The sequence below is a fragment of the Thermocrispum municipale DSM 44069 genome, assembly GCF_000427825.1.
GTDB lineage: Bacteria > Actinomycetota > Actinomycetes > Mycobacteriales > Pseudonocardiaceae > Thermocrispum > Thermocrispum municipale.
Window position 1 is genome coordinate 196,608 of sequence record NZ_ATYT01000003.1, and the last position, 18,973, is coordinate 215,580.

17 protein-coding genes are annotated in these 18,973 nt (G+C 69.7%); 5 read left to right on the forward strand and 12 right to left on the reverse strand.

Annotation, left to right across the window (positions count from 1 at the left end):
- Both hemG and hemQ read left to right on the forward strand, forming a co-directional pair.
- Positions 1 to 1,398 carry a protoporphyrinogen oxidase gene (gene hemG, locus YWM_RS0100905; protein ID WP_028849124.1) on the forward strand — a complete coding sequence of 466 codons (1,398 nt, stop codon included), beginning with the start codon at positions 1 to 3 and terminating at the stop codon, positions 1,396 to 1,398.
- A 4-nt stretch (positions 1,399 to 1,402) separates the two neighbouring features.
- Positions 1,403 to 2,107, forward strand: coding sequence for a hydrogen peroxide-dependent heme synthase (gene hemQ, locus YWM_RS0100910; RefSeq protein WP_028849125.1), 705 nt, complete (start codon positions 1,403 to 1,405; stop codon positions 2,105 to 2,107).
- Positions 2,108 to 2,487: 380 nt separating this feature from the next.
- Here the strand turns inward: hemQ and msrB are convergent, their stop codons facing one another.
- From msrB to YWM_RS0100940, 6 genes are all read right to left on the reverse strand, one after another.
- Positions 2,488 to 2,913 (reverse strand): peptide-methionine (R)-S-oxide reductase MsrB, encoded by a 426-nt coding sequence (msrB, locus tag YWM_RS0100915; RefSeq protein WP_028849126.1) that lies wholly within the window; start codon positions 2,911 to 2,913, stop codon positions 2,488 to 2,490.
- Positions 2,914 to 2,916: 3 nt separating this feature from the next.
- A complete protein-coding gene (locus YWM_RS0100920) occupies positions 2,917 to 3,207 on the reverse strand; it encodes a hypothetical protein (RefSeq protein WP_028849127.1) in 291 nt (96 codons plus the stop codon).
- 53 nt (positions 3,208 to 3,260) lie between these two features.
- The gene (locus YWM_RS0100925; protein ID WP_084612113.1) at positions 3,261 to 4,814 is read right to left on the reverse strand and encodes a protein kinase domain-containing protein; all 1,554 of its coding nucleotides are present in this window, start codon (positions 4,812 to 4,814) and stop codon (positions 3,261 to 3,263) included.
- A gap of 103 nt (positions 4,815 to 4,917) precedes the next feature.
- Positions 4,918 to 6,675, reverse strand: a complete 1,758-nt coding sequence (locus YWM_RS0100930) for a metallophosphoesterase family protein (protein WP_028849129.1) — start codon at positions 6,673 to 6,675, stop codon at positions 4,918 to 4,920.
- Positions 6,676 to 6,701: 26 nt separating this feature from the next.
- The gene (locus YWM_RS0100935) at positions 6,702 to 8,270 is read right to left on the reverse strand and encodes an alpha/beta hydrolase (RefSeq protein ID WP_156914571.1); all 1,569 of its coding nucleotides are present in this window, start codon (positions 8,268 to 8,270) and stop codon (positions 6,702 to 6,704) included.
- Positions 8,271 to 8,327: 57 nt separating this feature from the next.
- The gene (locus YWM_RS0100940; protein WP_425426448.1) at positions 8,328 to 9,074 is read right to left on the reverse strand and encodes a pyrimidine reductase family protein; all 747 of its coding nucleotides are present in this window, start codon (positions 9,072 to 9,074) and stop codon (positions 8,328 to 8,330) included.
- A 71-nt stretch (positions 9,075 to 9,145) separates the two neighbouring features.
- Between YWM_RS0100940 and zapE the strand changes: the two genes are divergently transcribed.
- Positions 9,146 to 10,168, forward strand: a complete 1,023-nt coding sequence (zapE, locus tag YWM_RS0100945; RefSeq protein WP_028849132.1) for a cell division protein ZapE — start codon at positions 9,146 to 9,148, stop codon at positions 10,166 to 10,168.
- Here the strand turns inward: zapE and YWM_RS0100950 are convergent.
- A complete protein-coding gene (locus YWM_RS0100950; RefSeq protein ID WP_169720946.1) occupies positions 10,128 to 10,700 on the reverse strand; it encodes a phosphatase PAP2 family protein in 573 nt (190 codons plus the stop codon). The genes zapE and YWM_RS0100950 overlap by 41 nt on opposite strands.
- 19 nt (positions 10,701 to 10,719) lie before the next feature.
- A complete protein-coding gene (gene rocD / locus YWM_RS0100955; protein WP_156914605.1) occupies positions 10,720 to 11,913 on the reverse strand; it encodes an ornithine--oxo-acid transaminase in 1,194 nt (397 codons plus the stop codon).
- 190 nt (positions 11,914 to 12,103) lie between these two features.
- On the opposite strand from rocD, the gene YWM_RS21605 reads away from it, so the two are divergent.
- Positions 12,104 to 14,257 carry a S9 family peptidase gene (locus YWM_RS21605; RefSeq protein WP_052344423.1) on the forward strand — a complete coding sequence of 718 codons (2,154 nt, stop codon included), beginning with the start codon at positions 12,104 to 12,106 and terminating at the stop codon, positions 14,255 to 14,257.
- On the opposite strand, the gene YWM_RS0100965 is transcribed toward YWM_RS21605, so the two are convergent.
- The 4 genes from YWM_RS0100965 to YWM_RS0100980 form a co-directional block, all read right to left on the reverse strand.
- Positions 14,174 to 14,527 (reverse strand): fluoride efflux transporter FluC, encoded by a 354-nt coding sequence (locus tag YWM_RS0100965; RefSeq protein WP_028849135.1) that lies wholly within the window; start codon positions 14,525 to 14,527, stop codon positions 14,174 to 14,176. The two genes, YWM_RS21605 and YWM_RS0100965, sit on opposite strands and share 84 nt — an antisense overlap.
- Entirely contained in the window at positions 14,524 to 14,904 is a 381-nt protein-coding gene (crcB, locus tag YWM_RS0100970) for a fluoride efflux transporter CrcB (RefSeq protein WP_028849136.1), read from the reverse strand. Before crcB ends, YWM_RS0100965 begins: the two co-directional genes overlap by 4 nt.
- Positions 14,901 to 16,157 carry a glycosyltransferase 87 family protein gene (locus YWM_RS21610; RefSeq protein WP_043659035.1) on the reverse strand — a complete coding sequence of 419 codons (1,257 nt, stop codon included), beginning with the start codon at positions 16,155 to 16,157 and terminating at the stop codon, positions 14,901 to 14,903. Before YWM_RS21610 ends, crcB begins: the two co-directional genes overlap by 4 nt.
- Positions 16,158 to 16,260: 103 nt before the next feature.
- Positions 16,261 to 17,325 carry an alcohol dehydrogenase gene (locus tag YWM_RS0100980; protein WP_028849137.1) on the reverse strand — a complete coding sequence of 355 codons (1,065 nt, stop codon included), beginning with the start codon at positions 17,323 to 17,325 and terminating at the stop codon, positions 16,261 to 16,263.
- Positions 17,326 to 17,450: 125 nt separating this feature from the next.
- Here YWM_RS0100980 and YWM_RS0100985 point away from each other — a divergent pair, with 125 nt between their 5' ends.
- Entirely contained in the window at positions 17,451 to 18,824 is a 1,374-nt protein-coding gene (locus YWM_RS0100985; protein ID WP_342664919.1) for an NAD-dependent succinate-semialdehyde dehydrogenase, read from the forward strand.
- Positions 18,825 to 18,973: the final 149 nt, after the last annotated feature.

Consider the following 18,973-nt stretch of genomic DNA (forward strand, 5'->3'; position numbering starts at 1 on the left):
GTGAGCGAGCAGGTTTCGGTCGCCGTCGTCGGCGGGGGCATCTCCGGGCTCACCGCCGCGTTCCGGCTGCGCACGCTCCTCGGGCCGTCCGCCGCGATCACCGTGTTCGAGTCGACCTCGCGCTTGGGCGGCAAACTGCACACCACCGAAGTCGCGGGCCTGCCGGTCGACGTCGGCGCGGAGGCCTTCCTCCTGCGGCGACGGGAGGCGATCGAGCTCGTCGCCGAGATCGGACTCGAGGACCTGGTGGTTCACGCGGGCTCGGCCAAGCCGACGGTGCGAGCCGGCGGGCGGACCGTCGGTCTGCCGCGCCGGACGCTGATGGGCATCCCGGCCGATGCCGCGGAGGTCAGTGGGGTGTTGTCCGAGCGCGGCGTCGCAGCCGTCGCCGCCGAACGGGAGCTTCCCGCCGTGCAAATGCCTGCACACGATGTCGGCCTCGGCGCGCTGCTGCGGGAGCGGCTCGGCGATGAGCTGGTCGACCGCTTGGTGAGCCCGCTGCTGGGAGGTGTCTACGGTGCGCGGGCGGACGATCTGGGCCTGCGTGCCGTGCTGCCTGCGCTGGCGAACGCGCTCGACCGCGGCGCTGGTTCCATCACCGCAGCGGTGCAGTCGCTACTGCCGCCGGCGCGAAGTGGAGAGGCTCCACCGGTTTTCGGGACGCTGCGCGGAGGTCTGCAGCAACTGGTCCAGCGGTTGGCCGACAATGCCAAGGCCACGGTGAAGTTCGGCACTCCGGTGCGCGAACTGCGCCGTACGGCCGACGGCTGGCAACTGAAGGCCGCCGAGAGGCACGCCGTTGACGGCGTCATTCTGGCGGTCCCGCCGCCAGCAGCTCGACGCTTGCTCGCCGAGCCTGCGCCCGGTGCAGCGGCGGCGTACGGCCGGGCCGAGCAGGCCTCGATGGCGGTGGTGACGCTGGCTTTCCCCGCAGGCACGGAGTTGCCGCAGGCCAGCGGCCTGCTGATCGAGGAAGGCCAGCGGCGCTCCGACGGGTCGACGGTGCTGAGCAAAGCGATGACGTTCAGCAGCCGCAAGTGGCCGCACATCGGCGAGGCTGGTGTGATCATGCGAGCTTCGGTCGGCCGCTTCGGGCAGAACGAGCAGCTGCGCATGACCGACACCGCGCTGGTCGACGGCGTCCTGGCGGACGTCGCCGACCTCACCGGCGTGCGTGCCGAGCCGCTGGACGTCCACGTTCAACGCTGGGGCGGCGGGCTGCCCCGCTACGGCCCGGACCACGCCGAATGCGTCACGGCGATCGACAAGGCGGTCGCTGAACTACCGCGGCTCGAGGTGGCCGGAGCGTTGCTGAACGGGGTGGGCATTCCGGCCTGCATCGGCACCGCGGACGCGGCCGCCCGGCGGCTGGCGAGCCAGCTCACAGTGCGACACTGAAGTCATGACCGCCAACGCCAACGCCGCCCGGATCCGCGAACTCAACGAGACCATCCGGTACACGATGTGGTCGGTCTTCCGCGTCCAGCAGGGTGCGCTGGGCGAAGATCGCGGGCCGGTCGCCGACGAAACCCAGCAGTTCCTGGAAACCCTCGAGGGCAAGGGCGTCACGGTGCGCGGGGTGTACGACCTCGCCGGCCTGCGCGCGGACGCCGATTTCATGATCTGGTGGCACGCCGAGGAGATCGAGCAGTTGCAGGCCGCCTACAGCGGCTTCCGGCACACCGCGCTCGGCCGTGCCAGCGTCCCGGTGTGGAGCCAGACCGCGCTGCACCGGCCCGCCGAGTTCAACAAGAGCCACATCCCGGCGTTCCTCGCGGGCGAGCCGCCACGCAAGTACGTGTGCGTCTACCCGTTCGTGCGGTCCTACGAGTGGTACCTGCTGCCGGACGAGGAGCGCAGGCGCATGCTGGCCGAGCACGGCATGATGGCGCGCGACTACCCCGACGTGCGGGCGAACACGGTCGCCTCGTTCGCGCTCGGCGACTACGAGTGGATGCTGGCTTTCGAAGCCGACGAACTGCACCGCATCGTCGACCTCATGCGCGCGCTGCGGGCCGCCGAAGCGCGGCGCCACGTGCGCGTGGAAATCCCGTTCTACACCGGCACCCGGGTGGCCGCGCCGGAGCTGGTCGGCACGCTGCCGTAACCAGCTCCGGGCAGCCTTGCCCGCTTGGTCCGCGCCGGCGACTCGGCGCCGGCGCGGGTCTGGCCCGGTGTCCGACCAGTTCGACTGCGCCAGGTCGGCCTTGGCGCGGCTCTGCGAAGCCTGGCCAGCTCGGCCGCGCCAGTTCGGTCCTTGGCACGACGTCGGACCAGCGTGGCCCCCGGCGCGGCACCAGACGTCAGCTCGGCCCCGCCATCAGGTCGACCCCACCACGGCGCTGGACCAGGCTCGGCCAGGCGCGCCAGACATCAGCTCGGCCCGCCAGCTCGGTCCTGGCGCGGCGACGACGGGTCATCGCGGCCCCTGGGCATCAGAGGCAAGCTCACGCCTGCTCGGCCCCGGCGGCATGCCGCCGAACCAGCTCAGTCCTCCTCGGGCACCAGACGCAGTGCGATCGAGTTGATGCAGTAGCGCTGATCGGTGGGGGTGTCGTAGCCCTCACCGGTGAACACGTGGCCCAAGTGGCTGTGGCAGCTCGCGCACAGCACCTCGACCCGCTTCATGCCCAGGCTGAAGTCGTCCCGCAGCAGCACCGCGTCGGAGTCCTTCGGGTCGTAGAACGACGGCCACCCGCAGTGGCTTTCGAACTTCTCGTTGCTGGTGAACAGCTCCGCCCCGCAGGCGCGGCAGGAGTAGACACCCTTGGTCTTGGTGTTCTCGTACTCACCGGTGAACGGCTTCTCGGTGCCCGCTTCGCGGAGCACGTGGTACTCCTCCGGGCTGAGCTGCTCGCGCCATTCGATCTCGGACTTGACCACTTTCGGCGTGGCACCGACGACTGGCTTCATGACCTACCATCCCAAGAATCGGCTGATCGTGTCCCACACACTCACCACGACACCGAGCAGGATCAGCAGCACCACCAGCACGGCCATCGCGCGGTAGTGCCCACCGATGCGGTTGCTCGACTCGGCGAAGTCCGCGATACCGTCCAGCGCCCCTTCCACGGTGAACGACGGGCCGGAGCGCTCGATCCGGTCGAGATGCTCGGCGAAGGCCCTGGCCTCCGGGTCGTTCGGATCCAGACCGACGAGATCGTCGTGGAACCGAGCGTCGGGGCCCTCGGGAGTGCGCGGGGTCATGGCATCAACGGTATGTCAGCTTGCCGTGGACGTCGATGTTCCACGCGGCGTGGCTACCTCGTGCCGGAGTCCACGCGCAGCTCGCCGTCCTGCCGGATCACCCGCACCTGGTGTTGCTCGGTGCGCTCGGTGCCGTCGGTGAGGAACGTGACCTGGATGGTGATGGTCACCGAGCCGTCGGCGTTCTGCTTGCCGACCGCGTCGTTGGACCACACCTGGTCGTACTGGGACCAGTACTTGCGGAACTCGTCCTCGCTGCCGTACTCCTGCTTGGCCTCCTCGCTGAGCATCTGCCACGACGCGGCCATGCCCTTCGGGAAGGTGTAGAAGTCGACCACCAGGTTGCCTGCGTCCCCGAACTGGATCGGCCCACCGGACTTGTCGTGCCCGCCCTGCTTCGGCTTGCTCGACGGCGGCGGCTTCTCCGCTGTCTGGCTGCTCGGCGGCGGGCCCGCGGCCTGCGGATCCTCGCCGTCGTTGTTCAGCAGCAGCACGAGGCCCACCGCGATCACCGCGATGAAGGCCAGCAGGCCGGCGATCAGCTTGGCATTGCCGGACTTGCCGCGCTGCGGGTCCTTCGGCTTGTCGTTCCGCGGCGGCGCGGGCTGGTGCTCGACGGCGTCGAACACCGCGGTGCCTTGCCGCTGCGAGCCACGGGAGCGGTGCCACGAGGACCGCTGCTCAGCGGCGGGTTGGCTGGGCACCGGCCCGGTCGGCGGCAGCGCAGGCATCGTCGCCGCGGGCGTGTCCGGAGCGCCCGCGCTGGCCGCGACCTGGGCCAGTCGCCGTGCCGCCTCCGCCATGCCGATGCGCTCGCTCGCCTCCGGGCGCAGCATCGACATCAGCAGCGCGGTGGCCTTGCCGGCCTGCATCGGCGGCCGGACCTTGCCGCTGGCCGCGGTGTGCAGCAATGCCAGCTGGTTCGGGTTGTCGCCGTACGGGCAGTGCCCCTCGATCGCGTGGTACAACGTGGCGCCCAGTGCGAACACGTCCGACGCCGGAGCGGGGTCCGCGCCTCGCGCCAGTTCGGGCGCCAGATAGGCCGGGGTGCCGCCGACCAGCCCGGTGGCGGTCAGCGTCATGTCCCCTTGCGCGCGGGAAATGCCGAAGTCGGTGAGTTTGGCGACCCCGGCGTCGTCGATCAGGATGTTGCCCGGCTTGACGTCGCGGTGCACGATGCCCGCCTCGTGCGCGGCCTGCAACGCCGCGGCCACCTGTTCACCGATGCGCGCGACCTCCGGCACCGGCAGCGTGCCGCGCTCGGCGATCAGCTGCGAGAGGCTCTTGGACGGCAAATACTCCATCACCAGGCACGGGTCGCCCTCGTGCTCGGTGATGTCGAACACCATGATGGCGTTCGGGTGTTGCAGGCGGGCGGCGTTTTTCGCCTCGCGCATCGCCCGGGCGTGCAACTCGGCGCGGTCGGCGGGCGACAGGCCGTGCTGGCCCACCACCTTCTTGACCGCTACCGAGCGTTCCAGGCGCTCGTCGACGGCACGCCAGACCACGCCCATGGCGCCTGCCCCGATGTATTCGACGAGGCGGTAGTACCCAGCGACAAGCTGCCCGGCTTCGATGGCGAAATCTCCTTGGCGCGATGAAGACACATGATGGTGAACTGCCCCCCGACGACGGATTCGAGTGTACTTGCGTGCGGCCCGACGGTGGCAGCGTGTCGGCCGTCGTCGCGCCTTCTCGCCCGAACGGCCGTCAGGTCTCCGGCTGGTCGTGCTTGGCCACCACGACGGGGTCCTCGATCAGCCGCGGGCGCAGCTGGAAGTTGCGTGGCCGCAGCAGGGGATCACCGGCTTCGCCGCGCGGATCGGCGACCCAGCGACGACACACCTTGTCCACCTTGATCGGGTAGATCCGCAGCGTGCCCTCGGCGTCGATGTGCATGCGCAGGAAGCCTTTGTGGTCCTCGATGCTCTGACCGGCCATCAGCTCGTTGAGGTTGATGCCGAAGCGGCTGGCGATCATCAGGTAGACCGCGACGACCTCACTGTGCACCAGGCCGAGCACGACCGGCAGGCCGATCACGATGCCGAGCAGGAAGCCCCAGTTGCCCAGCACGTCGTCCGGGATGACGTCCCGGTACAGCGTGGTGATCAGCCAGGCCCACAGCAGGCTCAGGCCCAGGTGGACGGCCGCGTGACAGACACCGAACACCGTCCCACGTAACGCCGATGTTCGGGTGTCGAGTCTGGCGAAAGCGACCCAGCCGACGACGACCAGCACACCGATCAGCACCGCGGGCGTCCAGCTGGCGACCAGGGCGAAGAAACCTCGAGGGCTGTTACCGAACGGTCCGCTCAGCCCGTACAGGGCCGCCAGCACGATGATCGACTGCAGGATCCCGGCCACACCCCAGAAACCGGGGTTGCGGAACGGCAACCGGAGGATGCCCGCGGCGAAGCGTCGTGACTGGCGCTTGTCCGGATACCGGGCGGCCAGGTCGTAGCGCGTGCTCGGCCCCGCGGCTCGGATGCGGGTGGTCGGTGGGGGCAGCACGACGGACTTCGGTAGTTCGTCGGTCGTGGTCAAATAGGCCCCGCCCAGGCCGCACGTCACCTTCTGTCGGCCGCCACCGCGTTCGACGTAGCGCGAGTAGTGGTGCTTGTCCCCGGAGAGCATGACCCGGATGGATGCCCCTGCGGGTCGGACGATGTTCGCGTCGAAGTACTCGATGGTGTCCCACGCCTCGGCGCCGTGCTCGGTGTGCGCGTTGACCCAGGACGGCGACGGTGTGCACAGGATGACCGTGTCGCCTTCCTCGAGGTGCTTGGCCGCTTCGGTGAAGTACTCCAGCTGCGGAGCGTCGATGTGGTCGTCGAACTGGGTGTCCAGCGCGTACAGCCACCAGCCTTGCGGCAGCTGGATGGCGAAGTAGCTGCGCGTCTGGGCGGTGTCCCAGCCACCGAACGGCCTGCCCTGGGCGAATACGCGCAGAAACGCCGTCAGTCCGTCGTACCAGTCGTGGTTGCCGGGCAGTGCGTACAGCGTCGGCCGTTTGCCGTCGGCGTGCGGCAGGGCCGCGGAGTAGACGCCTTTGGTGCGGTCTCGATATGCCTTGACCGACGCGGCCGGGTAGACCTGGTCGCCGCCCATGATCAGCATCTCGCCGCGGGGAAGTGTTCCCGCCGAAGGGACCTCCAACTCCCTTCTGGCCAGCAGCGACGCGATGGTGTAGGTGGCGTTGAACCCGTCTCCGACGTCGGCGACGAAGTCGAACCAGACCTCACCGGTTTCCTCGTCGCCGTGCCGGTAGATGCGGGCCGGCAGGCTGCCCTGGAGTTCCCGCTTGTCGGCATAGGCCCCGAAGATCGTGGCCAGCAGTGCCTTCAGGCCGGTCGCCACCAGCACCGCGGGGGCCAGCCACCGCACCGCGGGTTGTGGGGTGAACCCGAGTTCGGCATGGGTGATGTCCAGCGGCCGGTCGGTCTGCGCGTCGACTCCTTGGGAGGCCATGGGGCCGCATGGTAGCGATCACCCGATCATGCCGGGCACGTCACGTCGGTCCCGGGAATCTTTCCGTCCAGCAGAAAGTTCGTCACGTTCTTCGTGACGCAGTCCGAGCGGCCGACGGCGCCGTGCCCCGCGCCCTCCCAGGAGACCTTGCGAGCTCCCGGCAGCTGGTCCGCGGTACGCGAGGTGCCCTTCTCCGGTGTGGCCGGGTCCGCCTTGGTGGCGATGATCAGCGTCGGCGGGATGCCGTCGATGTTCAGGTCGGGTTGTTTCTCGGTGCGCACCGGCCACTGGCTGCACCACAGCAGGCGTTGTGCGACCAGCCCGCCGAACACCGGGTACTTGTCCCGCCAGGACGCGGCGAGTTGACCGATCCGCTCGGTGGGCAGCCGGGTCGAGGTGTCGTTGCAGATGGTGGCCAGCGTGGCGTCGATCGTCGGGGGTGTCCGGTCCTGGTGCTCCAGCATCGGCCGGACCAGTTCGACCAGGCGGTTCGGCTTGCCCTGACGGGCCTGGTCGATCGCGGTGGCCAGCTGCTGCCACTGGTGCGGTTCACGCAGCCCGAGCCACGCGGCGTACAGCACCATCGCAGGGGTGACCTCCCCGCCGTCGTCCGTCAGTGGGTTGTTCCGGGCGCGCTCGGCGGCGTCCTCCAGCGCGGCCGCGGCGTCGGAGTCGATCGGACACGAGGGACGGGCGGCGCACTCGGCACCGAACTCCTTCAGGGTGGCCTCGGCCCCTTCGGCCATGTCGGCCAGCGTCGCGGTGGCGTCCGTATTGGGGTCCGGGGCGCCGTCGAGCACTACGCGACCCAGCTTGTCGGCGTTGGCGTTGGCGTAAGCGATCAGGACCCGGGAGCCTTCTCCGCGGGCGATGGCGTGCAGCCGGGGTGCGCCGATGGCTCTGCGGACCTCTTCCAGATCTTCCGCGGTGTGCACCGAGTCGTAGGCACTTTGCTCGTTGCCCAGCGCGATCGAGCACTCCTGGCCCGACTTGCGCACGGCCTCCACCAGCGGTTCGGGATCGCTGCTGTCCGGATCGACGCCGAGCAGGCCTTGCCTGGCCAGACTCGGGATGCAGTCGATGGGGTTCGAACCGCCGGTACCGCGCCGGTCGAAGCCGACCAGCGCCACCTTCTTGAGCAGCTCGGCGGGCAGTTGGGTGGCGAGTTCGGCCGCCAGCACGCTGCCGGGCGGGCCGTCGACGTCGCCGACCACCACGACCGGCACCCGTTGGCGCAGCTCGCCCTTACCGGCACGCAGCAGTGCGACGTCCTGGCCCGGTCCGGTGCGATCGAGGGACCGGCTGGGCACGGTGGTGCATTCCAGCGTGAGCTTGCGCGCTGCCGCGGACAGTTGGTCGGTGATGCTCGGTGCACACTCCGGCCAGACCGACCAGCCGACGATGTCCGGTTGTGGTTCGCCGAGCGGGGGTAGCGGGGCCGGGCCCTTGGTGTCCTGCGACGTCTCCTGGCCGGGGTTGTCCTGCATCAGCACGGCGGGACGCTCCGAGGGGCCGACCGTGCACCCGGCGACCAGTGTTGCGGTCAGCGCGCCGACCACCGCACTCGTCGTACGCGCGCGCCGCGAAACCCTCACCGACACTCCCTTCGGCTCACGGTGGTCCAGTGTGCTCAGCACGTGGTGAGACTGCGGTCAAGCTCTCCGGTACCGCAGCATCAGGAAGCCGTCGGCGGACAACACCGACACCAGGTGCAGTGAACGCGGGGCGCATGCGGGGCCGGTGACGATGCGATCGGCGCCGGGACCGGCGAGGATCGGCGACACCGTCAGACACAACTGGTCGATCAGGTCGGCGGCGAGCATTCCGCCGAGCAGGCGCGGCCCGCCTTCGCAGTCGATGCGATACAAGCCCCGCTCGCCGAGATGCCGCACGACGGCCGGAAGGTCCACGCTGTCCTCACCCACGACGACGACGTCGGCCCCCGCCTCGCTGAGCGCGTCCCGACGGTCAGCCGGGGCCGCCGAGCAGGTCAGCACGATCGGCGGGACGGTCGTGTCGGCCACCAGCGGGTCGTCCGGGCTCAGCGAACACCGATCGGTCACCACCGCGATGGGCGGCAGCGGCGACAGCCCGCGGGCCTGGCGGCGGGCCGTGCGGAGCTCGCGCGGTTTGATCCCGGCATACCGCTCGGCTTTGGCCGTGCCCGCGCCGACCAGCACCACGTCGGCAAGGTCACGCCCCAGCGCGAAGACCTTCTTGTCCGCGGGGTGGGACAGTCCGGCGGAGCGGCCGTCGACCGTTGCCGCGCCGTCGGCCGAGCTGACCATGTTGGCCTGCACCCAGGGGGTGGTCAGCTCGGGCGGGTAGTCGTAGAGCCGTTCGAGCTCGGCGTCGGTGACTTCGATGGGCTCACCATCGGTCGGCCACAGTGCGTACACGCTGCCCAGTTCATCACATCCGCGGTCCCCTCAGCCGGTGGGTGCGGCGGCCTGCCCGTAGGGTTTGTCGCATGCCAGCGTCCCTCGTCGACCGGTTCCCCGAGGTCGAGCCAGCGGAGCTGATCGCGGGGCTGGTGCCACCACCGCGATTCGACGCGGTGCGGTTCGACACCTACGTCCCCAATCCCGACGAACCGACCCAGGCGGCCGCGGTCGAGGCCGCGCGGGCCTTCGCCGAGCAGATCGAGCGCGGCGCATCGCCCCGGAAGTCCCGGCTACGGAGCCTGTTCGGTGGTTCCGGCCTGCCCGAGGGCAGCAGAGGACGTTATTTCGACGGCGGATTCGGTGTCGGCAAGACGCACTTGCTCGCCTCGTTGTGGCACGCCGTGGCGGGACCGAAGGCGTACGGGACGTTCGTCGAGATCACGAACCTGGTCGGCGCACTCGGGTTCGCCGAGACCGTGCGCAGGCTGTCCGGGCTGCGGTTGCTCGCGGTCGACGAGTTCGAGCTGGACGATCCGGGCGACACGATGCTGGTGACCCGGCTGTTGTCGGAGTTGATGGACGCCGGGGTGTCCGTCGCGGCCACGTCGAACACGCTTCCGGACAAGCTGGGTGAGGGCCGGTTCGCCGCGGAGGACTTCCTGCGCGAGATCCACTCGCTGGCCGCGCGCTTCGAAGTCATCCGGATCGACGGGCCGGACTATCGGCACCGTGGACTACCGACGCCGCCTGCGCCGATGTCCGACGACGAACTGGCGGCCGCGGCGCAGGCGCGACCGGGCGCGACCCTGGACGAGTTCGACAAGCTGTGCGAGCACCTGGCGTCGGTCCACCCGGCCCGGTACGGGCATCTGGTCGACGGGGTCACGGCGGTGTTCGTGCAGGGCGTGCGGCCGGTGACGGACCAAGCGGTGGCCCTGCGGCTGGTCGCGCTGGCGGACCGGCTCTACGACCGCGCCATCCCGGTGGCGGTGAGCGGGCAGGACGTGAGCAAGCTGTTCCCGGAGGACATGCTCGCGGGCGGCTACCGCAAGAAGTACCTGCGCGCGATCAGCCGGTTGACGGCGCTGGCGCGCGACGCCGGCGAATGATCTCGGCCAGCAGCACGACACCGACGCCCACGGCGCAGCCGCCGACGATGTCGAGCGGGTAGTGGTAGCCGTAGGCCACCATGCCGACGCCGGCCGCGGCGACGACAACCACGCCGACACCGACGCTGATCGCCCGCGCCACGCCCGGCCGGGCCAGCAGAACCAGCACCGTGCACACCGCCACCAAACTCGTGGTGTGCCCGCTCGGGTACTCCACAGCGTTGTCGGAGTAGGCGCGGAAGACGGGCTTGAGAACCAGCGAGTTCAGTGTCACCGCGACGGCCGGGCCCGCCACGGCCAGCACCGCGGCGGATCGGTCGCGGTCCAGCAGGCACAGCAGCGCGATCCCGGCGATCGCGGGCAGCAGGACGACCGCCTCGGACGGCAGCACGAGCAGCCGGAGCAGCTCGTGATCGCCGTCGAACGTTGTGGCTGCGCCCTGCTGCCACGCAATGTCGACCGGCCACGGCGCCTGCCGCACGAAGCCCAGGGCGAGAGCGGCCAGCAGCGCCAGCAGCCCGGTGATCAGCACACCGGGCAGGATAGGCCGCTCAGCGGGAGACGACCGCGGCGATCGCGTCGATGCCCTTGTCGAGTTCCTCGGCCGTGATGACCAGCGGGGGAGCGATACGCAGCGTGGCGCCGTGCGTCTCCTTGCACAGCACGTCGCGGACCGCCAGCCGCTCGCAGGCCTGACGACCGGTCATGCCGTCGATGTCGATCCCGGCCCACAATCCGCGCCCACGCACCGCCGTCAGTCCGTTGCCGACCAGCTCGCCCAACCGTTCGTGCAGCCGCTTGCCGAGTTCGGCCGACCGCTGCTGGAACTCACCGGTGCTCAGCAGGCGTACCACTGCCCGGCCCACGGCGCACGCCAGCGGGTTGCCGCCGAACGTGGAGCCGTGCTCACCCGGGCGCAGCACGCCGAGCACCTCACGGCTGCCGACCACGGCCGAGACCGGCAGGATGCCACCGCCGAGTGCTTTGCCCAGCGTGTACAGGTCTGCGCGCACGTTCTCGTGGTCCAGCGCCAGGGTCTTGCCGGTGCGTGCCAGGCCGGACTGGATCTCGTCGGCGATCAGCAGCACGCCGTGCTCGTCACACAACTGGCGTGCGGTGGCCAAGTAGCCGGGCGGCGGCACGATCACGCCTGCTTCGCCCTGGATCGGCTCCAGCAGGATCGCGGCGGTGTGCTCGGTGATGGCGTTCCGCAGCGCTTCCGCGTCGCCGTAGGGAACCACGGTGAAGCCGGGGGTGTAGGGACCGTAGTCCGCCCGCGCGGTCTCGTCGTCGGAGAACGACACGATCGTGGTCGTGCGGCCGTGGAAGTTCGAGCCCGCCACGATGATGTGCGCCTGACCCTGCGGAACGCCCTTGACGCGGTAGGCCCACTTGCGTGCGACCTTGATGGCGGACTCGACCGCTTCGGCGCCGGAGTTCATCGGCAGCACCATCTCGGTGCCGGTCAGCTCGGCCAGCTCCTGGCAGAACGCGCCGAGCTGGTCGTGGTGGAACGCACGCGAGGTCAGCGTGACGCGGTTCAGCTGCCGGGTGGCCGCGGCGATCAGATCGGGGTGCCGGTGGCCGAAGTTCAGCGCCGAATAACCGGCCAGGAAGTCCAGGTAGCGGTTGCCTTCCACGTCGGTGACCCACGCGCCCTCGCCTTCGGCGATCACCACCGGAAGCGGGTGATAGTTGTGCGTCGACCAGCGCTCATCGGCCTCGATCAACTCGCGGCTGCGCATGGCGGGGCTAACGGGGCTCGGTGAAGCGGGAACCGTCGTGGTCATACCGCCAGGTTAAGGCAGCATCAGCGCCGCAATCATCCGCATAACCTTGCGCATTGCGATTGTTTGTTGCACAGTTTCGCGCCTCAACAGGTGAATCGTTGCGCAGCTGGATGCGCCGCTGGTGCCCGCGGGCGGTCGTGGCACAGTGCTCGGTGTGACGAGTGATCGACAGGACCTGCCGTTCTTGCGCAAGCTGGCCCGCACGCAGCGTTTCACGCTCGGTGCGCCGAAGGAATTCGCGGTCGCTCCCGATGCGTCGCGCGTGCTGTTCCTACGGAGTGCGGACGGCTACGACAACAAGCACAGCCTGTGGGCGTTGGACCTCGACACCGGGACCGAGTCGGTCGTGGTGGACGCGGGCGCTCTGCTACCAGGCGACGAGGACCTGCCCCCGGAGGAGCGGGCGCGCCGCGAGCGGGCGAGGGAGACCGGTGGTGGCGTGGTGCGGTACGCCGTGGACGCCGGACACACCACGGCTGCCTTCTCGTTGGCCGGCAAGCTCTACACGGTCGATCTGGCGTCCGGTGACGTGACGCTCCGGGTCGACTCGGCGGCGGTCGACCCGCGGCTCAACCCGACCGGCACGCATGTCGCCTACGCGGCCGGTGGCGCACTGCGGGTCGTCGATCTTGCCTCCGGGGAGGACACCGTCCTGGCCGACGAGCCGGACGACGACGTCACGTGGGGCCTGGCCGAGTTCATCGCGGCCGAGGAGATGCGGCGCTCGCGTGGGTACTGGTGGGCTCCGGACGGCAAGTCCGTGTTGGCTCAGCGCACCGACACCTCCGGCGTGCACCGGTGGCACATCGCCGACCCGGCCAACCCGAGCACGCCACCCGCCTCGGTGGCCTACCCGGCCGCCGGTACTCCGAACGCCCGGGTGACGCTGGCGTTCCTCGGTCTGGACGGGTCCAGGGTCGACGTCGATCTCGGCGCCTGGGAATACGTCGCCGCGGTGCACTGGTCGGCGGGCGGTCCGCCGCTGGTGACCGTGCAGACTCGCGACCAGCGCCGCACCGACGTGCTCGCGGTGGATCCGGAAACCGGGTCGACGCGCCAGCTGTACAGCGACACCGACGACGCGTGGGTCGAACTCGTCACCGGTGTACCCGCGTGGACCGAGGACGGTCGCCTGGTGCGGGTGGTCGTCGCCGATGACGCATACCGCTTGATGATCGACGGCGAGTTGGTGACCGAGCCGTCGCTGCAGGTGCGCTCCGTGGTGCACGTCGGACGCGAGGTGCTGTTCACCGCGTCCGCGGACGACCCGACGCAGATCCACGTGTATCGCACGGAGAACGGCTCGGTGCGTCAGCTGTCCTCGGTCAAGGGTGTGACCGTGGCGGCCGGGCGTGCGGATGCGTGCGTGCTGTCCGCGTGGTCGCTCGACCACGCCGGTCCGCGCGTCAGCGTCGTGCGCGACGGGCACGAGCCCGTGTCGATCGCCGTCCACACGGCGGATCCGGGTATCGAGCCACGCCCGAAGATGATGACCGTCGGGGAGCGCGGGCTGCGCGCAGCGCTGCTGCTGCCCACCGGATATCAGCCCGGCGACGGCCCGCTGCCGGTCCTTCTCGACCCGTACGGCGGGCCGCACGCGCAGCGGGTGTTGTCCACCCGGAATGCCTTCCTGACCCCGCAGTGGTTCGCCGACCAGGGCTTCGCCGTGTTGGTCGCGGACGGCCGGGGGAGCCCGGGGCGTGGGCCGGCGTGGGAGAAGGAGATCGGTGGCCGCTGCGCGGAGATCAGCCTGAACGACCAGGTCGATGCGCTGCACGCGGTGGCGGCCGAGCACCCGGAGCTGGATCTGAACCGGGTCGCGATTCGCGGCTGGTCCTACGGCGGCTATCTGTCCGCGTTGGCGGTGCTGCGCAGGCCGGACGTGTTCCACGCGGCGGTGGCCGGAGCGCCGGTGACCGACTGGGCGCTGTACGACACCCACTACACCGAGCGCTACTTGGGACATCCGGAGGAGAACCCGGATGCCTACCGCGCCAACTCGCTGATCGAGGACGCGCCGAACCTGCAGCGGCCGCTGCTGATCGTGCACGGCATGGCCGACGACAACGTGTTCGTGGCGCATGCGTTGCGGCTGTCGGCGGCGCTGCTCAAGGCGGGCAGGCCGCACGAGTTCCTTCCGCTGGTGGCCACCACCCACATGACGCCCGCGGACGAGGACGTCGCGGAGAACCTGCTGCAGCGGCAGGTGGACTGGCTACACGAGCAGCTGGGCGGCAAGGAGGCCACCGGCGGCGGCCGCGACGCCGGCCACGACGGTCAGGCCGACGTAGAGCAGTGACGTGGGCCTGCGGCCTTCCGCGAGCAGTTGCACGGCGTCGTAGCTGAACGTCGAGTAAGTGGTCAGTGAGCCGCAGAGTCCGGCGCCCAGTGCGGCGAACGTCGGTTCGTCCAGCGCCACTCCGGTGAGCACACCGAGCAAGGCACTGCCGACGATGTTGACGACGAGTGTGCCGAGCGGCAGGTGGCTGTGCTTGCGCAGCCAGAGGTCGGCTGCGTACCGCAGTACGGCGCCGACCGCGCCACCGAGTGCGACGAACGCGGCGGTCATTGCAGCAACGTCCTGGTCACGCGGTGCCCCGCGGCGGTCGCCGAGAGGGCCAGCAGGATCGTGGCGGTGGCGTACAGCAGCGCGAGTACGGCGCCGGTCTGCGCCGTGTCGACGACCTCGACCGCGTAGGTGGAGAACGTGGTGTAGCCGCCGAGCACCCCGATGCCCAGGAACGGGCGGAGCAGCGGGTGCGGGTCCGGCCGGGTGGCCAGCACCGCCATCAGCACGCCGATCAGCAGGCATCCGGTCACGTTGACCAGCAGCGTCGACCACGGAAACTCACCTGGTGGATGAGGGAATGCCGACGAGACCGAGTACCGGGCCAGGCTGCCCACCGCTCCACCGGCCGCGACGGCCGGCACCACGTGAGGTTTCATGCGGCGTGCGGCGCCTTCCCGGCCCGCTCGCTCCCGCGCTCGCGGCGCCGGGCCAGCAGTCCGGCGACGGCGACACCGACGATCCAGGCGATACCGAGGATCACGTAGACGTCGCCGATCAGATGCTGCATCGGGGTCCACAGCTGTTCGAGGTCGACCGGCGGGTTGTTCCAGTCGTCGTTCCCCGGGAGCTGGTGGAACGGCGCGAGGATGAACATCGCCACGGTGAATACGGTAGCGGGCAGCAGCACGAAGCGTCGCGGCTGCGCATCCCGCCAGGCCTGCAGACACCCGTAGGCCATGACCGCGACGGCGGGAGCGATCCACACCCAGTGATGCGACCACGACGTGGGGGAAGCCAACAGTGACAGCGCCGCGCACAGCATGAGGCCGGTCTCCGGGGTGTTGGTCCGCACGCCGACGACAACCAGCGCGAGCAGGATCAGCACCACCACGACGGTCACGACGGTCAACGCCGCGCCGTCCATACCGAGCCGGGCCAGCACCGCCTGAACGGTCTGGTTGGTGCGATACGTGGAGCCGCTCACATCGGCGGCCCCGGCCAGACCACCGAACCAGTAGGTGACCGATCCGCTGGGATTGACCACGAAGCCCAGCGCGGTCGCGGCCGCCCCAGTGGCGGCCGAAACCCAGAAGGCCCGGTAGTCCCGGCGGAGCAGGAAGTACAGCGCGAACACCGCAGGCGTCAGCTTGATCGCCGCCGCCAGGCCGACGCCGATGCCGCGCGGCCACCGGGTCCGCCTGGCGAGGCAGTCGATCGCCACCAGCCCCATCAACAGCAAGTTGATCTGACCGAAGGCGAACGTCTCGCGCAGCGGCTCGAGGCACAGCAGCACGACCAGCGAGGCACCCGCCGCGGCCATGGTCATCCGACGGCTGGCCTGCGGGTAGAGATGCCGCCCGACCAGGTACACGGTGCCGACGATGCAGGCGATCCCGAGCACGTAGAGCAACGTGTAGGACAGCGTCCAGGGCAGAACGGCGAACGGAATCGCGGTGACGGCCGCGAACGGGGGATAGATGAACGGCAGCACCAGCCCGCCGTTGACGGGGGGCAGGTCGCCGTAGATGTCGCCGCCTTCCCACCAGCGCCACACGGCGAAGCGATAGACCTCGAGGTCGATGTGGGCGAAGGGGATGTTGACCGCGTAGAAGTAGGCGATGCTCAGCGCCGCGACGACGGCGGAGACGACCAGGGTCACCCGCTCGCTGGTGGCTTTCCCCGACTGCACCGTCCGGAGCGTAACACCGGGTCCGGAGCGCTCATGCCGGGCGCCGGTGGTGCCGCGATGGACGAGATCAGGCGTCTGCGCGCAGCACGGTCCGGCCGTGAGGTCAGGAGCCCGCGCGCAGCACGATCCGGCCGCTCACGCCGCCCTGCTCCAGTTGGTCCAGTGCTTGTTGCACCGACTCGGCCGCGAACGGCACCTCGGTGATGGGAATGCGGGGAAGGACCCCTCGTTTGGCGAGGCCGACCAGGTCGTGCAGGTCGCCGGGAGTCCCGACGAAACTTCCGCGAATGGTGATCATCCGCAGTGCGGTCAGGGCGGTGGGTGCGATCAGTTCCCCGCCGAACAGCCCGACCTGGACCAGCTCGCCACCTTTGCGAACGGCTTGGTAGCCGGCCGTTGCGGTGGCCGAGTTGTTGACGAAATCGATCACGGCCGCCACCGGTTCGCCGACCGTTCTGACGATCTCCTTACCCAGGGCGTCGCTGCTGCCCGGAACCGTGACCGAGGCGCCGAGCTCGGTGGCGATCCGCAGATTCTGTTCGGACAGGTCGACAGCACAGATGGCGCGATGACCCAATGCCCGCAGCGTCGCGACAGCCGTCAGTCCGACACCCCCTGCGCCGATGACCACGACCGGATCGTCGGGGTCGGACAAGTCCACCTTCCGGACGGCGGCGAAGGCGGTCAGGCCCGAGCATGCCAACGTCGCCGCCCAGCTGGGGTCGAGACCCGCGATATCAACCAGGTACTTCTCGTCCGGCACCAGGACGTGATCGGCGTAGCCGCCGTAGCGGGCGACGCCGATGTTGCGGCCCGCGGCGCAATAGTTGTCCCGGTTGGCGGCGCACTGACGGCAGTCGCCACAACCGATCCACGGGTAGACCAGCCGCAGATCACCCGGCGCGGTGCCGGTGACGTCCTCGCCGACCTGCTCGACCGAACCGACCACCTCGTGACCCATGACCAGCGGGTAGGAGATCCCCCGATCGGCCAGCCGGAGCCGCCCGCGGCTGCCGAGGTCGTAACCGCCCTGACGCAGGTGGGTGTCGGTGTGGCAGACACCGGAGCGCTCGACCTTGAGCAAGACCTCGTTGCCCGCCGGGCGGGGCGTCGGCACCTGGATGTCGGTGATGGCCGAGCCTTCGGCGGTGACGGCGTACGCGTGCATGCCTACCTCGTTTCTGTCCGGGTCTGACCGACGTGTTCCTGGATATCGCGCCGCCGCCGAGGCGCCGGTGTGCCGATTCGGAACACCTCGGGGCGCGGGTCGGTGCGCCAGGCTGAGGACGACCGGTGTTCGAGCAGGGAAGCGAGGAGCGCATGTCGAGATACCGCACCGTCAACCCGGCGACCGGCGAGCTGATCGAGGAGTTCCCGACGGCTACCGACGAGCAGATCGAACAGGCGCTGGAGCGGGCCGATCGCGCTTACCGGCACTGGCGCTGGTCGGCTCTCGACAAGCGCGCCGACGTGTTGCGCCGGCTTGCCGAGCTGCATCGGCAGCGCGCCGACGAACTGGCCGAGATCCTGACGCTGGAGATGGGGAAACCGCTCGCGCAGGCGAAGGCGGAGGTCGCGCTGGTCGCGTCGATCTACGACTACTACGCGGACAACGGAGCCAGGTTCCTGGCCGACGAGAAGCTGGACATCGCCGGGAGCGGGGAGGCGATCGTGCGCACCGAGCCGATCGGTGCACTGGTCGGCATCATGCCGTGGAACTTCCCCTATTACCAGGTGGCCAGGTTCGCCGCACCGAACGTGATGCTCGGCAACACCATCCTGCTCAAGCACGCGCGCAACTGCCCGAAGGCGGCACTGACGATCGACACGCTGTTCGCCGAAGCAGGCGCCCCGGACGGCGTGTACCGCAACATCTTCGCCGACAACGCGCAGATCGAGCGGATGATCGCCGATCCGAGGGTGCAGGGCGTGTCGCTGACCGGATCGGAACGTGCCGGCTCGATCATCGGCGCGATCGCCGGCCGGAACATGAAGAAGTACGTGCTCGAACTCGGCGGCTCCGACCCGTTCCTCGTGCTCGACGCCGAGAACCTGGACACCGCTGTCCGGCACGGGGTCCAGAACCGCCTGTTCAACTGCGGGCAGGCCTGCACCGCCTCCAAGCGCTTCATCGTGCTCGCCGACGTCTACCCGCAGTTCGTGGAGAAGTTCGTGCAGTCGATGCGCGAGTTCGCTCCCCGGCTGGGCCCGATGTCGTCGCAGAGCGCTGTCGACGACCTCGCAGCACAGGTTGACGACGCCGTCGCGAAAGGAGCGACTGTGCACACCGGCGGCCGCCGCGGGGAAGGACCAGGTGCGTTCTACGAACCCACCGTCCTGACCGACGTGACGCCGCAGATGCGCGCCTACACCGAGGAGCTGTTCGGCCCGGTTGCCGTGATCTACCGGGCGGGTTCGGTCGACGAAGCCGTCGCGCTCGCCAACGAATCTCCGTACGGCCTGGCTGCTTCCGTGTACACCGCGGACGTCGAGCGGGCTCGCGACATCGCCGGGCAGCTGGAGTGCGGGATGGTGTGGATCAACAGCACCAGCAAGAGCGCGCCGGATCTGCCGTTCGGCGGCGTGAAGCGCTCGGGCGTCGGCCGCGAACTCGCTCAGCTGGGTATCAACGAATTCGCGAACAAGAAGCTCGTCCGGATCCCGTGAGGGCCGGGTAGCGGGGTCCCGTACTGGCCGGAGCGACCCGTGAGCGCCTGCCGGGCGGTCGTGTCGGGCTGGAAGGAGCGGTCAAGCATTCGGGGAGCGCGTCGGAGGACGCGTCCCGAGCTCGTGAGTTGCTGTCGGCGTGATCAGAA